This window comes from Nocardioides pacificus, assembly GCF_054775955.1.
Genome location: NZ_BAAHCI010000015.1, coordinates 397395 through 414040, shown reverse-complemented (window position 1 = coordinate 414040; position 16646 = coordinate 397395). Strand labels below are relative to the sequence as shown.

The following is a 16646-nucleotide window of genomic DNA, read 5'->3' as shown; positions in this document are numbered from 1 at the left end:
GGGAGAGACTGGAGCGCATGAGCGCTGCACCCGTCACCCCGCAGGCCGTACGACGCGCCCTGGCGCGCGCCGAGCGGGGGGCCGCCCTCGACGTCACCGAGGCCACCGCCCTGCTGGCCGCCCGCGGGGACGAGCTCGACCGGCTGTGCGCCGCCGCCGCCAAGGTCCGCGACGCGGGCCTGGTGGCGGCCGGCCGGCCGGGGGTCGTCACCTACTCCCCCAAGGTGTTCATCCCGGTCACCCGGCTGTGCCGCGACCGCTGCCACTACTGCACGTTCGTCGAGACCCCCGGCCAGGCCGAGCGCGAGGGCCGCGCGCCGTACCTCTCCCCCGACGAGATCCTCGACGTCGCCCGTCAGGGCGCGGAGCTGGGCTGCCTCGAGGCGCTGTTCACGCTCGGGGACCGCCCGGAGGACCGCTGGCCCGAGGCCCGGGCCTGGCTCGACGAGCAGGGCTACGACTCCACGATCGCCTACATCCGGGCGATGGCGGTGCGGGTGCTGGAGGAGACCGGCCTGCTGCCCCACCTCAACCCCGGCGTCATGTCCTGGGAGGAGATGAACCGGCTCAAGCCGGTCTCCCCCTCGATGGGGATGATGCTCGAGACCACCTCGACCCGGCTGTTCACCGAGAAGGGCGAGGCCCACTTCGGCTCCCCCGACAAGGACCCCGCGGTGCGGCTGCGCACGCTCGAGGACGCCGGCCGGCTCTCGGTCCCGTTCACCTCGGGCCTGCTGGTCGGCATCGGCGAGACGCTCGAGGAGCGCGCCGAGACGATCTTCGCCCTGCGCGGGGTGGCCCGGCGCTACAACGCGCTGCAGGAGGTGATCGTCCAGAACTTCCGTGCCAAGCCCGACACCGCGATGCGCCACAGCGACGACCTCGGCCTGGACGACTACCGCGCCGCGATCGCCGTCACCCGCCTCGTCCTCGGACCGCGGATGCGGGTCCAGGCGCCCCCCAACCTGGTCGACCTGGCCGAGTGCCGGGCCCTGCTCGAGGCCGGCGTCGACGACTGGGGCGGCGTCTCGCCACTCACCCCCGACCACGTCAACCCCGAGCGCCCGTGGCCCTCCCTGGAGCGGCTGCGCGACCTCACCGCGGCCTGCGGCCTCGAGCTGCGTGCGCGGCTCACCGTGCACCCGGAGTACGTCGTGCAGGGCGAGCCGTGGATCGACCCGCGCGTCTCCGGCCACGTCGCCGCGCTCGCCGGCGACGACGGCCTCGCGCGCCCCGGCGTACGCCCCGCCGGGCTGGCGTGGCAGGAGCCGGACGGCGGCTTCGCGACCGTCGGCGAGGGCCGCGGCCGCACCGACCTGCACGAGAGCATCGACTCCGTCGGCCGCACCGCCGACCGGCGCGCCGACTTCGACAGCGTCTACGGGGACTGGGACGAGGTGCGCGACGCGGTCGGTCCCGCGAGCTCGGGGCCGGCCTCGGACTCGGCGGGCAGGGCCGCACTGGCCGCCGCCGAGAAGGACCCGGGGGCGCTCTCCGACGAGCACGCGCTCACGCTGATCACCGCCGAGGGCGAGCTGCTCGAGCAGGTGTGTCGGCTCGCCGACGACCTGCGCCGCGAGGCCGTGGGCGACGACGTGACCTACGTCGTCAACCGCAACATCAACTTCACCAACGTCTGCTACGTCGGCTGCCGGTTCTGCGCGTTCGCCCAGCGGCGCACCGACGCCGACGCCTACTCGCTCTCCTTGGACCAGGTCGCCGACCGGGCCGAGGAGGCCTGGGGGCTCGGCGCCACCGAGGTCTGCATGCAGGGCGGCATCGACCCCGAGCTGCCGGGCACGGCCTACTTCGACCTCGTCGAGGCGGTCAAGCAGCGGGTGCCGCAGATGCACGTGCACGCGTTCTCGCCGATGGAGATCGTCAACGGCTCCTCGCGCACCGGCCTGAGCTTCGAGGACTTCCTGATCAAGGCCCGCGAGTCCGGCCTCGACTCCATCCCCGGGACGGCCGCGGAGATCCTCGACGACGAGGTGCGCTGGATCCTGACCAAGGGCAAGCTGCCTACCTCCACCTGGGTGGAGATCATCTCGACCGCGCACAAGGTGGGCATCCCCACCACCTCGACGATGATGTACGGCCACGTCGACAACCCGCGCCACTGGGTGCAGCACCTGCGGGTGCTGAGCCGGATCCAGGACGAGACGGGCGGCTTCACCGAGTTCGTGCCGCTGCCGTTCGTGCACACCTCCGCACCGATCTACCTCGCCGGCGTGGCCCGCCCCGGCCCGACGCTGCGCGACAACCGCGCGGTGCACGCGCTGGCCCGGATCCTGCTGCACGGGCGGATCTCCAACATCCAGACCAGCTGGGTCAAGCTCGGCACCGAGGGCACCCGCGCGATGCTGCGCGCCGGCGCCAACGACCTCGGCGGGACGCTGATGGAGGAGACCATCTCGCGGATGGCCGGCTCCGAGCACGGCTCAGCCAAGACCGTCGAGGAGCTCGTCGAGATCGGCGCCGGCATCGGACGCCCCGTGCGCGAGCGCACCACGACGTACGGCGTGCCGAGCCGCGCCTGACGCGTCAGGCGGTGCCCTCGACGTCGAGGTCACCCGCCGACCCGAAGGGCGTCGCGGCGCCGAAGGGACGCACGGGCAGCGACTCGATGCCGAAGACCAGCGACTGGACGGGGAGGTCGAGCCGGTCGTCGGCGAGGGTCATCCCCGGGAAGCGCCGAGCCAGGGCCGGATAGGCGGCCCGCAGCTCCATCCGCGCCAGCTCGGCGCCCACGCACCGGTGCAGCCCGTGGCCGAAGGCCAGGTGGGAGCGGACCGGCCGAGCCGGGTCGAACTCCTCGATGCGCTCCCCCAGCGCCGGGTCGCGGTCGGCGGCCGGCAGGGAGACCAGCACGACGTCGCCGGCCGGGATGCGCTGACCGGCCACCACGACCTCGCCGCCGGCGACGTCGCCGCGCACGAAGCGGGGGAAGGCCACCTGTACCACGGAGAGGTGGCGCAGCAGCTCCTCGACGACTGGCTCGACCGCGTCGGGATCGCCTGCCAGCCGTTGCCACCACTGCGGGTGGTCCACGAGAACCGCCGTGCCCAGCGCGAGCATGCCGGCGCTGGTCTCCATGCCGCCGGTGAAGACGCCGTCGGCGAGACCGCCGAGGTCGAAGTCGCTGACCTCGTGGCCGTGCTCGCGGATGATCTGCCCGATCAGGCCGGGGCCGGGATCGAGCCGCTGCCGCTTGGCCTCCTCGAGGAGGAAGGCGCGCGACCCGGAGATCGCCCCCAGGGATCCGTAGCCCCCACGGCTGACGTCGAATCGCGCCGCCCCGAGCCTGCGGAAGGTCTCGCGCTCCTCGTCCGGCAGCCCGAGCAGCTCGCAGATCACCAGGAACGGCACCGCGAAGCCGAACGTCGGCACAAGGTCGACGACCCCGTCCGCGTCGGTGGCCTCCTCGAGGCGGTCCAGCTGCTGCTCGACGATCTCGGCGATGAGCGGGGTGAGACGGCTGAGTCGACGCATCGTGAACTCAGGGGTCAGCAGCCGGCGCAGCCGGGTGTGGTCGGGCGGGTCGGTGAAGCCCAGCCCTCCGATGTCGCCGTCGGCGGCGCCGCTGCGACCGACGTAGGGACGGATGTCGGTGCTGTACGACGTCTGGTCGGCGAGCACCTCCCGGGCCTCCTCGAAGCCGGTGACCAGCCAGACGCCCAGGCCCAGGAAGCTCGTCAGCCGGTGGACCGGCTGCTCCGCCCGGATCTCGGCGAGCCGGGCCGGCGGCTCCAGGCCCTCGCGCCCCAACGGCCAGACCAGGCTGGGCGGCACCGCGTCGAGCCGGGTCAGGTCGATGCCGCGCCGGGCGGCCTGGGCGAGCAGGGCCCGTCGGATCCAGTGCTGGAGCCGGCTCCTGTGGCGCATGGCGTGCGTTCCCCGTCCCGCGTCGACTGCAGTGGCCCCAGTCTGTACGACGCGAGGCCCCGGCTGCATCAGGGAAAGCCCTGGTGCATCCGGGAGGGCCGGGCGAGCCCCACCCCGAGGTGTCTAGGCGATGCCCAGCGCGACGCACCGCGGCATCGTGGCCGCGTCGCAGATCTCCTCGATCGAGTGGATCCCCTGGCGCACCACGGTGTCGGTCAGGTTCATCAGGGTGATGCCCACCGGCTCCAGCACGAACGACGGCACGCCCTCGTAGTCCTCGGCACCGGAGACCGCGCTGTCCTCGTCGTCCGGGTCGGCTTCCTCGCTCTTACCCGCTTCCGGGTCCTCGCCGGCGTCCCCGTCCTGCGTGATCAGGTGCACCGCGATGTCCGCGGCCCGCTCGGCCTCGGCGACGATCGGCTTGAGGACCGTCATCAGCTGCTCGCCGCGCACGATCCGGCGCACCGCCTCCAGCTCGGCGTCCTGACCGGTGATCACGGGCCAGGCTGCGGCCGGCAGCTTGGCGGCGCGCAGCGCATCGACGACCCCTCCGGCCTGGACGTCGCCGGCGACCAGGATCGCGCCGACCCCGCCGAGCGGATCCCGGCCGGGGGCCAGCTGCTCGGTGACCCAGTCACCGGCCTCGGCGGCCTCTCCGGTGCGCGGGTCGAGCTTGGCGCGGACCCGGATCCCGCTCTCGTCGAGCACGGCGCGGGCGGCGAGCGCGCTCGCGGCGGCGTTGGGGTCACCGGTGGCGCCGTTGACGACCAGGGCTCTGCCCCGGCCGCCCAGGGCGCGCACGACCGCCGCCCCCTGCATCCGGCCGACCGCCGCGGCATCCACGCCGACGAACCAGTCGGCCCCGGCGACGAAGCGGTCGTAGGCGACGACGGGGACCGAGCCGGCCCGCTCGACCAGCTCCTCTGCGCCGGCCGGGTCGACCGCGTTGAGGATGACGACGGCGGCCCCGTCGTCCAGCACCTCGTCGAGCTGGTCGGCCTGACGTGGCGCGTCCCCCTCGGCACTGCGCACGACCAGCTGGCAGCCGTCGCAGGCCTCCTCGACCCGGGCTCGGATCGTGGGCTCGTCGATCTCCTCCCAGCGGCTCGCCGAGCCGCTGCCGAGCAGCAGGGCGATCGTGCGCCGGTCCGGGTCCTCCTGACAGCCCGCCAGACCGCCGCCCACGAGGGCGACGGTCAGCAGTCCTGCCAGGGCGGCGGAGGGACCCCATCTCATAGGGGGTGCCTCATCCGACCAGGGCGCGGGTAGTGGAGCCGATCACCGGGAGATGATCCCACGCGCGCCCTGGCCGGGGTGCAGCCCTACCCGCGTCCGCTCGAGGAGCGGGCCCGGCGCGACACCGAGTCGATCGCCACAGCGAGGAGCAGCACGCCGCCGGTGACCATGAACCGCACCGACGAGTCGACCCCGAGCAGGTTGAGGCCGTTCTGGATCCCGATCAGCACGACGATGCCGAGCATGGCGGCGTACGACGATCCGCGGCCGCCGAAGAGGCTGGTCCCGCCGATGACCGCCGCGGCGATCGCGGTGAGGTTGGTGTCACCGGTGCCGCTGCCCTGCGACACCGAGGTGACCTGGGCAGCCGCGAGCAGCCCCCCGACGGCCGCGAGGGTCGAGCAGCCGGCGAAGGCGGTGAAGTAGACCCGCCCCACCTTGATCCCGGAGCGGCGCGCCGCCTCGACGTTGCCGCCGACGGCGAAGAGGTGACGCCCCCAGCGGGTGCGCCGCAGCGCGATGTCCATCAAGACCACCAGCAGCACGAAGAACAGCCAGAGGTAGCCCCAGCCGCGGTCGATGTTGAGGTAGTAGGTCAGCAGGCCGAGACCCACGGCCATCAGCACGGTCTTGACCGCGATCAGCGGCACCCACTGGGTGGACAGCCCCGCTCGCTGGCGGGTGCGCAGCGTCCAGAGCTGGCTGCCGGCATAGGCCAGCGTCACCAGCGCCACCAGCACGTAGGAGAGCGCATCGCCGACGTAGCGGTAGCGCGTGAACTCGATGAGGTAGTTGTCCTGCAGGTTGATCGTGCCGTTGGCGCCCAGGACATAGAGCAGCATGCCCTGGAAGGCGAGCAGCCCGGCCAGCGAGAAGACGAAGCTGGGCACACCGATCTTGTTGTAGAGCACCGCGTAGAGCGCCCCGATCGTCAGGCCCACGGCGAGCGCCGCCAGGATCCCGACGGTGATCGAGTAGCCCTTCTCCACGACGAGCACCGCCATCACGGCGGCGGCGAAGCCGCTCGTGGAGCCGACGGAGAGGTCGATCTCCCCCAGGAGCAGCACCAGCACGATGCCCAGGGAGATGACCCCCACCGGAGCCGCGAACTGGGTGATGCTCACCAGGTTGCGCGAGGAGAGGAAGACCGGCTCCATCGCATAGAAGACCAGGCTGATCAGGATCAGGCCGAGCACGACGGGCAGCACGCCGAGCTCGCCGGTGCGCAGCTTGCTCAGCGACGACCGCGCGTAGCCCGCGAAGCCCTTGTCCTGGATCAGCCGCTCGTCGGCCAGGTCTGCCGCGACGGGTGAGGATTCGGTCAGCTGGTCAGCCATGGTCTTCTCCGGGGGTACGGCGGTGGGCGCGAGTGGCGACGACGTTGTCCGAGGCCCCGGTGATCGCTGCGACCAGCTTCTCGGTCGTGACGTCCTCCGTGCGGAACTCGGCCGCGTTGCGGCCCAGTCGCAGGACGACGATCCGGTCGGCGACGGCCTGGACGTCGGCCATGTTGTGGCTGACGAGGATGACGCCGAGCCCGGTCTCGCGCAGGCGCTCGACGAGGTTGAGCACCTCCGCCGTCTGGGCGACGCCCAGGGCGGCGGTCGGCTCGTCGAGGATGACCACCTGGGGCTTACCGACCAGACTGCGCGCGATGGCGACGGTCTGGCGCTGGCCACCGGACAGCGAGGCGATCGGGATTCGGACCGAGGGGATCTTGGCGGAGAGGGTGCGCAGCAGGCGCCACGCCTCCTTCTCCATCTCCACCTCGTCGAGCAGGCCGGCTGCGGAGCGCTCCTGCCCGAGGAACAGGTTGGCCACGACGTCGAGGTTGTCGCACAGGGCCAGGTCCTGGAAGACGGTGGCGATGCCGAGGGCCTGGGCCTGGCTGGGCCCCGAGACGTGCACCGGCTTGCCACCGAAGACCATCTGGCCCTCGTCGGCCTGGTAGACCCCGGCGATCACCTTGACGAGCGTGGACTTGCCGGCCCCGTTGTCGCCGACCAGGGCGACGACCTCGCCCGCGGCGACGTCGAAGTCGACGTCGGTCAGTGCTTGGACGGCCCCGAACCGCTTGTGCACCCCGGTCAGGGAGAGAACCGACTCCCTGACCGGAGCGCCCGCGGCGCCACCCTTGGTGAGCGACGTCATCACTGGAGGCCGGCGGCCTTGCATGCCTCGGCGTAGTCGGCGGTGCAGATGTCCTCGACCGAGTAGAACCCGTCAGCGATGATCGTGTCGTTGACGTTGTCCTGGGTCACGGCGATCGGGTCGAAGATGAACGACGCGACGCCCTCGTAGTCCGTGGTCTCCCCCACGTCCTCGCCGTTGACGAGCGCTACCGCGACCTCGGCGGCCTTCTCGGCCTCGACGGGGATGGGCTTGTAGATCGTCATCGACTGCTGGCCGGCCACGATCCGCTGGATCGCGGCGAGCTCGGCGTCCTGACCGGTGATCGGCGGCAGGGCGTCCTCGGCGACACCGGCACCGGTCAGCGCGGCGACCACGCCGCCGGCCTGGCCGTCGTTGGCGGCGTAGACGCCGGCGACCTTGTCGGCCCCGAGCTTGGTGAGCTGGTCGGTGGTGAACTTCTGCGCGTTCTCCGGGCTCCAGTCGGGGTTGTCGTACTCCGCCAGGATCTGCACGCCGCTCTCGTCGAGCACGCTGTGCGCGCCGGCCTTGAACTGCGCCGCGTTGGGGTCGGTGGGCGAGCCGTTGAGCATCAGGATGCCGCCCTTGTCGCCGACGGCCTCGACGAGCGCCTCGGCCTGCATCTTGCCGACGGTCTCGTTGTCGAAGGACATGTAGTAGTCCGCGCCGTCGATGAAGCGGTCGTAGGCGATGACCGGGATGTCGGCGTCCTGCGCGTCGCGCACCGAGCTGGCGGCCGCCTCGCCGTCGGCGGGGTCGAGGACGATGACGTCGGCCTCCTGCGTGATCGCCGAGTCGACCTGCTGGGCCTGCTTGTCCTTGTCCTGGTCGGCGTTGAAGTAGATGACCTCGCAGTCGTCGCACAGCTCGGCGACCTTCGCCTCGAACAGCGGCTTGTCGAAGGCCTCGTAGCGCGTGGTCTGGGACTCGGGGAGCAGCAGCGCGATGGTCTTGCCGCCGCTGCCCTCCTCGCCGTCGTCGCCGGAGGTGCTGTCGTTGGCGCCGCAGGCAGACAGGCCGGCGGTGCCCACGAGTGCCGCGACGGCGAGTGCCGCGAAGCGGTAGCGAGTGATGGCCATGGGGATCTCCTCGGTCAAGATGGCGCGCGGGCGACGACCCGTGCTGGTAACTCGAGTGTGATCACCGCCGCACGTTGCAGTCAAGTGTTGAACGTAAACCTGTCTAGTTCGCTACCAAACGTGAGGTAATCGCTATTGCTTGACGAATGTTCACCGCATCCACGATGGTTCTCCCATGCCAGCACTTCGGCAGGGCGACCGGCGTGAGCGGGCCCCTGGGTCCACCGGCGCCCTGCGGGCCGCCAACCAGAAGCGGGTGCTCTCCGTGCTCCGCCAGATCCGCGCGCCCGGCGACGACGACGTCACCCAGGCCGAGCTGGCCCGTCTCACCGGCCTGGCACCCGCCACCGTGTCCAACATCGTCCGCGAGCTCACCGCGGCGGGCGTGCTCGACGTCTCCCCCGGCAGCGGTCGCCGCGGCGCCGTCGTCTCCCTCGCCCATTCGGCCGGCCTCGTCGTCGGCATCGACGTCGGCCACAGCCACGTGGCAGTGGCGATCGGCGACCTGCGCGGCGAGCTCGTCATCGAGACCCGCCGCCCCCTCGACCCCTCCACCGGCTATGACGCGGGCCTGGACTTCGCCGCCGAGCTCGCGGAGCGGATGGTCGAGCTGCACGAGGGGCCCGGCGCCGAGATCCGGACGGTCGCGCTGGGGCTGCCCGCCCCCATCACCGACGACGTCGTCCGCTCCTCCGCGATCCTGCCGGGGTGGGTCGGCATCGACGCCCGCAAGGCAGCCTCCGCCCGCTTCGGCGTGCCTGCCCACGTCGAGAACGACGCCAACCTCGGTGCCCTCGCGGAGCACCGCTACGGCGTCGCCCGCGGGCTGGGCACCTCGGTGTTCGTGAAGATCTCCTCCGGTGTCGGCGCCGGGATCATCATCGACAACCGGCTGTTCCACGGCAGCGCGGGGACCGCGGGCGAGCTCGGTCACCTCACCCTCGACGACCAGGGGCCGGTGTGCCGCTGCGGGAGCCGCGGCTGCCTCGAGGCCTACGTCTCCACCGAGACGGTGCTGGCGATGATGTCCGGCCAGCTGCCCGGCGCCTCGCTCGACGACGTCCTGGCGGCGGCCCGCGACGGCAACATGGCCGCCCTGCGCACGCTCGAGGACGCCGGCCTGCACCTGGGCTGGGGCCTCGCCTCGGTCGTCAACCTGCTCAACCCCGACGTGGTGGTGGTGGGCGGCGACCTGGCCCGGGCCGGCGCCCTGCTGCTCGAGTCGGTGCGGATCGGGATGCGGCGCCACGCCCTCGACGCGGTCGCCGCGACCCCCGTCCTGCCGAGCGCGCTGCGTGAGCGTGCCTCGCTCGTCGGCGCGGTGCTGCTCGCCGCCGAGCGCACCGAGCTGCTCCCCGCGGTGGACTGAACGGTCGGCTGAGGCGCCCTGCGGGACCCAGGGCCAGGTGCTGGGCCATGTGGGATGCTGCACGGCATGTCGACCCCTGCGCCGGCGAGCGCCCCGCGTCGCCGCGGACGGCCCGGCCACGACCCCGACACGGTTCTCGCTCAGGCCGTCGCCCTGTTCAACCGCCAGGGCTACGACGCGACCTCGATGAGCGACCTGGCCCGCGAGCTCGGCCTCTCCAAGGCCACGATCTATCACCACGTCCCGAGCAAGACCCATCTGCTCGCCCGCGCGCTCGACGAGGCCCTGGACGCCGTCGAGACCGTGCTCGCCGAGGCGACCGACCCGTCCCACCCGCACCACGATCCCGCCGCCACGGCGTACGAGCGGCTGCGCACCGCGGTGACCCGCAGCGTCGAGACACTGGCCGACCACCTGCCCGCCGTCACCCTCCTGCTGCGGGTGCGCGGCAACAGCGAGGTGGAGCTCGAGGCGCTGCGGCGACGACGTGAGATCGACGAGCGGCTCGCCCGGCTGGTGAGCGACGCGGTCGCCGAGGGGGCACTGCGCGACGACATCGCACCGCTGATGATCAGCCGCCTGCTCTTCGGCACCGTCAACTCCCTGGTGGAGTGGTACCGCCCGCGCGGCGACCGCGAGGACGTCGCGGCGCTGGCCGCGACGGTGACGACGCTGGTCTTCGACGGCCTCACCCACCCCTGAGCGCACCACCTGCTACACCGCCACCTGATTCCCACCACGAGGAGCCGCACCGCATGTATCGACTCACGATCCAGTACTCCGTGCCGACCGACCCCGAGTCGTTCGACAGCTACTACCTCGACAAGCACCTGCCGCTGGTGACGCCGATCGAGGGCCTGCGCAAGCTCACGGTGACCCGCCCACGCCCGCTGGGCGGCGAGAAGACCGTGCACCTGGTCTGCGAGCTCGACTTCGACGACGCCGAGGCGATGAGGGCGGGCCTGGCGTCCCCCGAGATGCAGGCGGCCGCCGTCGACGGGGTCAACCTGGCGACCCCGGCGATCCTGTTCGCCGGCGAGGTCGAGGTCATCGACCTGCCCTAGGTTCGGTGTCCCGTCGTCCTGGGCCGGCGGGTCACGCGTCGAAGTCGACCGTGACCCGCCCGGTCCGGGGACGGGACTGACAGGTCAGCACGAAGCCGGCCCCCAGCTCTTCGGCGGAGAGCGCGTAGTTGCGCGCCATCTCCACCTCACCCTCGACGAGCCGCGCCCGGCAGGTCCCGCACACGCCGCCGCGACAGGCGAACGGCAGGTCGGCCCGGACCAGCTGCGACGCCTCGAGCACCGTCGCCCCGGCAGGCACGGCGACCGTGGTGCGCCGGCCGTCGAGGACCACCTCGACCTCGCTGCCCCCTGCGTCGGTCGCCGGCCCCGCGTCGCGTCGTACGGCGGGAGGGGGCTCGTCGACGAAGAACAGCTCCGAGTGGACGCGCCCGGGCGCCAGCCACGCTCCCCTGCCCGCCCCCTTGCCCGGTGCCGTCAGCACGGCGCGGGCGGACTCCACCATCTCCAGCGGACCGCACAGCCACGCGTCCTCCACCGCCTGCGGCCCGACCAGCACCTCGAGCAGCCGTCGCAGCCGGGCCTCGTCGAGGCGTCCCGAGAAGAGCTCGACCTCCCGGGGCTCGCGGGAGAGGACGTGCACGAGCTCGAAGCGAGGACCGTGCCGGTCCTTGAGGTCGGCGAGCTCCTCGGCGAACATCACCGACGCCGTCGTGCGGTTGCCGTAGAGCAGCGTCGCACTGCCGCCGTTGCGCAGCAGCGTGGTGAGGATCGCCAGCACGGGGGTGATCCCCGAGCCGGCCGCGACGAAGAGGTGCCGCCCGGAGAGGTCGGCGTCGGCCCGGAAGCTGCCGGTGGGCGTCGCGACCTCGACCGCGTCGCCGGGGGCGAGGTCGTGGACCAGCCAGCGGGAGAAGAGGCCGTCGGGGATCTCGCGGACCCCGATCCGCAGGGGCTCGCCGGGGGCGCTGCAGATCGAGTAGCTGCGGCGCTCCTCGCTCCCCTGTCCGTGTCGGCCCTGAACGTGTCGGCCCTGAACGAGCCGGCGCAGGGTCAGCGACTCACCGGGGGCGAAGGCATAGTCGTCGGCGAGCTCGGGCGGCACGTCGAAGGTGACCGCCGCCGCGTCGTCGCACAGCCGGGTGACCTCGGCGACGCGCAGGGTGTGGAACCGGCCCCGTGCCCGCCACGGTCCCACCACGGGTGAGCGCGTCGGCGTCGCGGTCATCAGCGCTCCTTCATGTGCTCGAACACCTCGAGGCAGTGGGTGCACCGCCGCAGCGAGGTGCACGGGGTGGGCCCGAACTCCGAGAGCGCCTCCGTCCGTGCCTCACCGCAGCGTGGGCAGGCCGCGTCGCGCCGAGGGGCGCTCAGCACGAGCGGCACCGGGCCCCCGCCTGCGGATGCGCTGGAGGACGCCCGGCCGGGCGGAGCCACGCCGTGCTCGGCCAGCCGGCGCCGCCCCTCCTCGCTGATCTCGTCGGTCGACCAGGGCGGGTCCAGCACCAGCCGCACCTCCACGTCGCCGAAGCCGGCCGCGCGCAGCACGCGCACCAGGTCGTCGCGCATCGTGTCGGTCGCCGGGCACCCGCTCCAGGTCGGCGCGAGCGAGATCACGACCCGCCCCGAGGCGGTGGCCTCGACGGCTCGCAGCACGCCCAGGTCGGCGAGCGTCAGCATCGGGAGCTCGGGGTCGACCACGGTGCGCGCCGCGGCGACCGCGCGCTCGAGGTCCTCCCCGATCGTCGTCGTCATGCTCACCACCTCCCCCTCGGATGGGCCCGGGCCACGGACTGCATCTCGGCCAGCATCAGCCCGAGCGCCTCGGTGTGGGCTCCGTCGCGCCCTCTCCGGCCCCCGGCGCCGACGCGCTCCCCGGTGGCCGGCCGCTCCACCTCGGCAGCGCGCAGCACCTCGTCGAGCACAGCGTGCACCTCCTCAGCCAGGTCGGCGGGGTCGACACCGACGCCGGCGGCGGCCACGCGAGCCTCGACCGGGTGCGTGGTGAGCAACTCGCCGAGGGCCGGCCAGACCTCCGCCACAGCGTCAAGGAGCCGGCGGCGCGACTCGTCGGTGCCGAGGGCGAGCGTGACGCACCAGCGCGCGGCGTACCCCCGGTGGTAGGCGACCTCGTGCACGCCCTTGGCCGCCACCGCCGCGAGCACCGGGTCGGCGCTCGCGCGCAGCCGCTGCAGCAGCGCCAGCCGCCAGGTCGACAGCACCACCAGCCGGACCACGGTGGCTGCGAAGTCGCCGTTGGGCGCCTCGGCGAGCTGCACGTTGCGGAAGGCCGACGGGTCGCGGAAGAACGCCAGCGCGTCCTCCGCCGGCACGGGCGAGGCGGCCGGCAGGCCGGGTGCGAGGTCGGGCACGATCCCAGGGGCAGCGGCGCAGGCGCGGCTGAGCAGGAGCCTGGCCTGGCCGAGCAGGTCGAGCGCGATGTTGGCCAGCGCGACGTCCTCCTCCAGGTCGGGCGCGCGGCTGCACCACTGCGAGAGCCGGTGCGCGTGGACCAGCGCGTCGTCGCCGAGCATCAGCGCATAGGTCGCCAGGTCGCCCGGGTCCACCCCGTCCGGCACGGTCGTGTCGACGCCGTCCAGGGGGTCGCTGAACCCGGTGCCGAAGGCCCAGTGGGCGGAGTCGGCCAATGAGGAGTCGGCCAATGAGGAGTCGGCCGGCGAGTCGACGTGCCCCGGGGCACCGGCGACGAGCCCGTCGTACACCGAGTCCGCGACCGGCTGGCGTCCTGCCACCTCGACGTCGTCCATCGTCGGCCTCACAGGTGCGGGACGTCTGCGGGGACGTCGTAGAACGTCGGGTGCCGATAGGCCTTGTCCCCGCTCGGAGCGAAGAACGGGTCCTTCTCGTCCGGGCTCGACGCGGTCACGTCGCTCGCCAGCACCACCCACACGCTGACCCCCTCGTTGCGCCGCGTGTAGACGTCGCGCGCGTGCCGCAGCGCCATCTCCGCGTCGGCGGCATGAAGCGACCCCACGTGCACGTGGTTCAGCCCCCGCTTCGCCCGCACGAACACCTCGTACAAGGCCCACTCACCCACGACCCGTCACTCCCTCGACCATTTCCTCGGTGTGTCGCGGAGCCGGTGACGGCTCGGCGACCTGGGCTGTACGGCGGGCGAAGGCGCTCGCCGCCTCCCGCACCCATGCCCCCTCGTCGTGGGCGTGTTGGCGGTGCGCGATGCGCTGCGCGTTGCAGGGCCCGTTGCCGGAGACGACGGCGCGGAACTCGTCCCAGTCGGGCTGGCCGAAGTCGTGCGCGCCGCGCTCGTCGTTCCACCGCAGGTCGGGGTCGGGCAGCGTGACGCCCAGCGCGGCGGCCTGCGGGACGGTCATGTCGACGAACCGCTGGCGCAGGTCGTCGTTGGTGTCGCGCTTGATCCCCCACGCCATCGACTGCGCGGTGTTGGGCGAGTCCGCATCCGGGGGCCCGAACATCATCAGCGCCGGCCACCAGAACCGGTCCACCGACTCCTGCACCATCGCGCGCTGATCGTCGGTCCCGCCCATCATCGTCATCAAGAGCTCGAAGCCCTGCCGCTGGTGGAACGACTCCTCCTTGCAGATCCGCACCATCGCCCGGCCGTAGGGCCCGTACGACGTGCGGCACAGGGGCACCTGGTTGCAGATCGCCGCGCCGTCCACCAGCCAGCCGATCGTGCCGACGTCGGCATAGGACAGCGCCGGGTAGTTGAAGATGGAGGAGTACTTCTGCCGTCCGTCGAGCAGCATCTGCGTGAGCTCTGCCCGCGAGACGCCCAGCGTCTCGCACGCGGAGTAGAGGTAGAGCCCGTGTCCCGCCTCGTCCTGCACCTTGGCGAGCAGGATCGCCTTGCGGCGCAGCGACGGCGCCCTGGTCAGCCAGTTGCCCTCCGGCTGCATCCCGATGATCTCGGAGTGCGCGTGCTGGGCCATCTGGCGCACCAGCGTGCGGCGATAGCCGTCGGGCATCCAGTCGCGGGGCTCGATGCGCTCGGCGCGCGCGATGATCGCGTCGAAGTCAGCCTGCAGCCCTGCTGCGTCGGCCTGGCGAGGCTCGGCCTGTGTCCCTGCGCTCATGCACCCCTCCTGCATTACCGACCGCTCGGTCGGTAATCAGTGTGGCACGCGTCACAACAGCGGGCAAGGCGGCGGCGGCCCTGTCAGATTTCCCGGTCAACACACGAAACCCCCACTTCCCACGCGAAGGATCACGTGGGAAGTGGGGGTTCTGTGTGGTCAGTACGACGCGCGGACGGCGCGCGTCACTCCCACTCGATCGTGCCCGGCGGCTTCGACGTGACGTCCAGCGTCACCCGGTTGACCTCGGCCACCTCGTTGGTGATCCGGGTCGAGATCCGCTCCAGCACGTCGTACGGCAGCCGCGCCCAGTCGGCGGTCATCGCGTCCTCGGACGTCACCGGGCGGATCACCACGGGGTGGCCGTAGGTGCGGCCGTCGCCCTGGACGCCGACCGAGCGGACGTCGGCGAGGAGCACGACGGGCATCTGCCAGATGTCGCGGTCGAGGCCGGCGCGGGTGAGCTCCTCGCGGGCGATGGCGTCGGCGTCGCGCAGGATCTCGAGACGGTCCTGGGTGACCTCGCCGATGATCCGGATGCCCAGGCCGGGGCCGGGGAACGGCTGGCGCCACACGATCTCGGACGGCAGTCCGAGCTGCTCGCCGACGAGGCGGACCTCGTCCTTGAAGAGCGTGCGCAGCGGCTCGATCAGCTCGAACTCGAGGTCGTCGGGCAGGCCGCCGACGTTGTGGTGGGACTTGATGTTGGAGGTGCCGGCACCGCCGCCGGACTCCACGACGTCGGGGTAGAGCGTGCCCTGCACCAGGAAGGCGACCTTGTCGCCGGCCTCCGCCGCATCACCCAGCACGGCCGCCTCGGCGCCCTCGAAGGCGCGGATGAACTCCCGGCCGATGATCTTGCGCTTCTCCTCGGGGTCGGTGACCCCGGCGAGCGCCCGCAGGAACGTCTCCGCGGCATCGACGACGTGCAGCGAGACGCCGGTGGCGGCGACGAAGTCGCGCTCGACCTGCTCGGCCTCGCCCTTGCGCAGCAGCCCGTGGTCGACGAAGACGCAGGTCAGCTGGTCGCCGATCGCGCGCTGCACCATCGCCGCGGCGACCGCGGAGTCGACGCCCCCGGAGAGGCCGCAGATGGCGCGGCCGGCGTCGCCGACCTGCGCACGGATGGACTCGATCTGCTCCTCGACGATGTTGACCATCGTCCAGGTGGGCCGGCAGCCGGCGATGTCGAGGAGGAAGCGCTCCAGCACCTGCTGGCCGTGCTCGCTGTGCAGCACCTCCGGGTGCCACTGCACGCCGGCCAGGCCGCGCGAGGTGTCCTCGAAGGCGGCGACCGGGGTGACGTCGGTCGAGGCGAGTACGTCGAAGCCGGCGGGCGCCGCGGTCACGGAGTCGCCGTGCGACATCCAGACCCGGTGCGCTGCCGGGATGTCGGCGAGCAGCGTGCCGCCGTCGCCGATGGTGACCTCGGTGCGGCCGTACTCCCGCACACCGGTCGGCGAGACCTCGCCGCCCAGGCCCTTGGCCATCAGCTGGAAGCCGTAGCACATCCCGAACGCCGGGACCCCGGAGGTGAAGATGGCCGGGTCGATCGACGGCGCGCCCTCGGCGTACACCGACGACGGGCCACCGCTCAGGATGATCGCCTTCGGCTCACGGGCGAGCATCTCGGCCACCGGCATCGTGTGCGGCACGATCTCGGAGTAGACCTTCGCCTCGCGCACCCGGCGGGCGATGAGCTGGGCGTACTGCGCCCCGAAGTCCACGACGAGGACGAGGTCATGGTCGTGCGGTGTCACGGTGGACATCGACAAGGCGCCCTTTCGACGGCGTACGGCGGTCGGGCGAGTCTATCGAGCAACGGCCC

The 16646-nt window shown here is 72.4% G+C and carries 15 protein-coding genes; 4 read left to right on the top strand and 11 right to left on the bottom strand.

What is annotated here, in order from left to right:
• Positions 1 to 17: 17 nt before the first annotated feature.
• Positions 18 to 2540, top strand: coding sequence for a bifunctional FO biosynthesis protein CofGH (locus tag ACYU7L_RS20510; RefSeq protein WP_460800452.1), 2523 nt, complete (start codon positions 18 to 20; stop codon positions 2538 to 2540).
• Positions 2541 to 2544: 4 nt separating this feature from the next.
• On the opposite strand, the gene ACYU7L_RS20505 is transcribed toward ACYU7L_RS20510, so the two are convergent.
• From ACYU7L_RS20505 to ACYU7L_RS20485, 5 genes are all read right to left on the bottom strand, one after another.
• A complete protein-coding gene (locus ACYU7L_RS20505; RefSeq protein WP_460800450.1) occupies positions 2545 to 3885 on the bottom strand; it encodes a cytochrome P450 in 1341 nt (446 codons plus the stop codon).
• Between the two features lie 123 nt (positions 3886 to 4008).
• Entirely contained in the window at positions 4009 to 5121 is a 1113-nt protein-coding gene (locus tag ACYU7L_RS20500) for a substrate-binding domain-containing protein (RefSeq protein WP_460800447.1), read from the bottom strand.
• Positions 5122 to 5207: 86 nt separating this feature from the next.
• The gene (locus tag ACYU7L_RS20495; protein WP_460800445.1) at positions 5208 to 6458 is read right to left on the bottom strand and encodes a sugar ABC transporter permease; all 1251 of its coding nucleotides are present in this window, start codon (positions 6456 to 6458) and stop codon (positions 5208 to 5210) included.
• The gene (locus ACYU7L_RS20490) at positions 6451 to 7272 is read right to left on the bottom strand and encodes an ATP-binding cassette domain-containing protein (RefSeq protein WP_460800443.1); all 822 of its coding nucleotides are present in this window, start codon (positions 7270 to 7272) and stop codon (positions 6451 to 6453) included. The genes ACYU7L_RS20495 and ACYU7L_RS20490 overlap by 8 nt, the downstream gene beginning before the upstream one ends.
• Positions 7272 to 8351: a substrate-binding domain-containing protein gene (locus tag ACYU7L_RS20485; protein ID WP_460800441.1), complete on the bottom strand. Its 1080-nt coding sequence runs from the start codon at positions 8349 to 8351 to the stop codon at positions 7272 to 7274. Before ACYU7L_RS20485 ends, ACYU7L_RS20490 begins: the two co-directional genes overlap by 1 nt.
• A 175-nt stretch (positions 8352 to 8526) precedes the next feature.
• Between ACYU7L_RS20485 and ACYU7L_RS20480 the strand changes: the two genes are divergently transcribed.
• From ACYU7L_RS20480 to ACYU7L_RS20470, 3 genes are all read left to right on the top strand, one after another.
• Positions 8527 to 9720 carry an ROK family protein gene (locus ACYU7L_RS20480; protein WP_460800438.1) on the top strand — a complete coding sequence of 398 codons (1194 nt, stop codon included), beginning with the start codon at positions 8527 to 8529 and terminating at the stop codon, positions 9718 to 9720.
• Between the two features lie 66 nt (positions 9721 to 9786).
• Positions 9787 to 10422 (top strand): TetR/AcrR family transcriptional regulator, encoded by a 636-nt coding sequence (locus tag ACYU7L_RS20475; RefSeq protein WP_460800436.1) that lies wholly within the window; start codon positions 9787 to 9789, stop codon positions 10420 to 10422.
• A 53-nt stretch (positions 10423 to 10475) separates the two neighbouring features.
• Positions 10476 to 10784: an EthD family reductase gene (locus ACYU7L_RS20470; RefSeq protein WP_460800433.1), complete on the top strand. Its 309-nt coding sequence runs from the start codon at positions 10476 to 10478 to the stop codon at positions 10782 to 10784.
• Positions 10785 to 10815: 31 nt separating this feature from the next.
• Here the strand turns inward: ACYU7L_RS20470 and ACYU7L_RS20465 are convergent, their stop codons facing one another.
• From ACYU7L_RS20465 to guaA, 6 genes are all read right to left on the bottom strand, one after another.
• The gene (locus ACYU7L_RS20465) at positions 10816 to 11970 is read right to left on the bottom strand and encodes a 2Fe-2S iron-sulfur cluster-binding protein (RefSeq protein ID WP_460800431.1); all 1155 of its coding nucleotides are present in this window, start codon (positions 11968 to 11970) and stop codon (positions 10816 to 10818) included.
• The gene (gene paaD, locus ACYU7L_RS20460; RefSeq protein WP_460800428.1) at positions 11970 to 12497 is read right to left on the bottom strand and encodes a 1,2-phenylacetyl-CoA epoxidase subunit PaaD; all 528 of its coding nucleotides are present in this window, start codon (positions 12495 to 12497) and stop codon (positions 11970 to 11972) included. Before paaD ends, ACYU7L_RS20465 begins: the two co-directional genes overlap by 1 nt.
• 2 nt (positions 12498 to 12499) lie before the next feature.
• Entirely contained in the window at positions 12500 to 13510 is a 1011-nt protein-coding gene (gene paaC, locus ACYU7L_RS20455) for a 1,2-phenylacetyl-CoA epoxidase subunit PaaC (RefSeq protein WP_460800427.1), read from the bottom strand.
• A gap of 8 nt (positions 13511 to 13518) precedes the next feature.
• Entirely contained in the window at positions 13519 to 13800 is a 282-nt protein-coding gene (gene paaB / locus ACYU7L_RS20450) for a 1,2-phenylacetyl-CoA epoxidase subunit PaaB (protein WP_460800425.1), read from the bottom strand.
• Entirely contained in the window at positions 13793 to 14818 is a 1026-nt protein-coding gene (gene paaA / locus ACYU7L_RS20445) for a 1,2-phenylacetyl-CoA epoxidase subunit PaaA (RefSeq protein ID WP_460800423.1), read from the bottom strand. The genes paaB and paaA overlap by 8 nt, the downstream gene beginning before the upstream one ends.
• Before the next feature lie 185 nt (positions 14819 to 15003).
• Positions 15004 to 16587, bottom strand: a complete 1584-nt coding sequence (guaA, locus tag ACYU7L_RS20440; protein WP_460800421.1) for a glutamine-hydrolyzing GMP synthase — start codon at positions 16585 to 16587, stop codon at positions 15004 to 15006.
• Positions 16588 to 16646 lie beyond the last annotated feature (59 nt).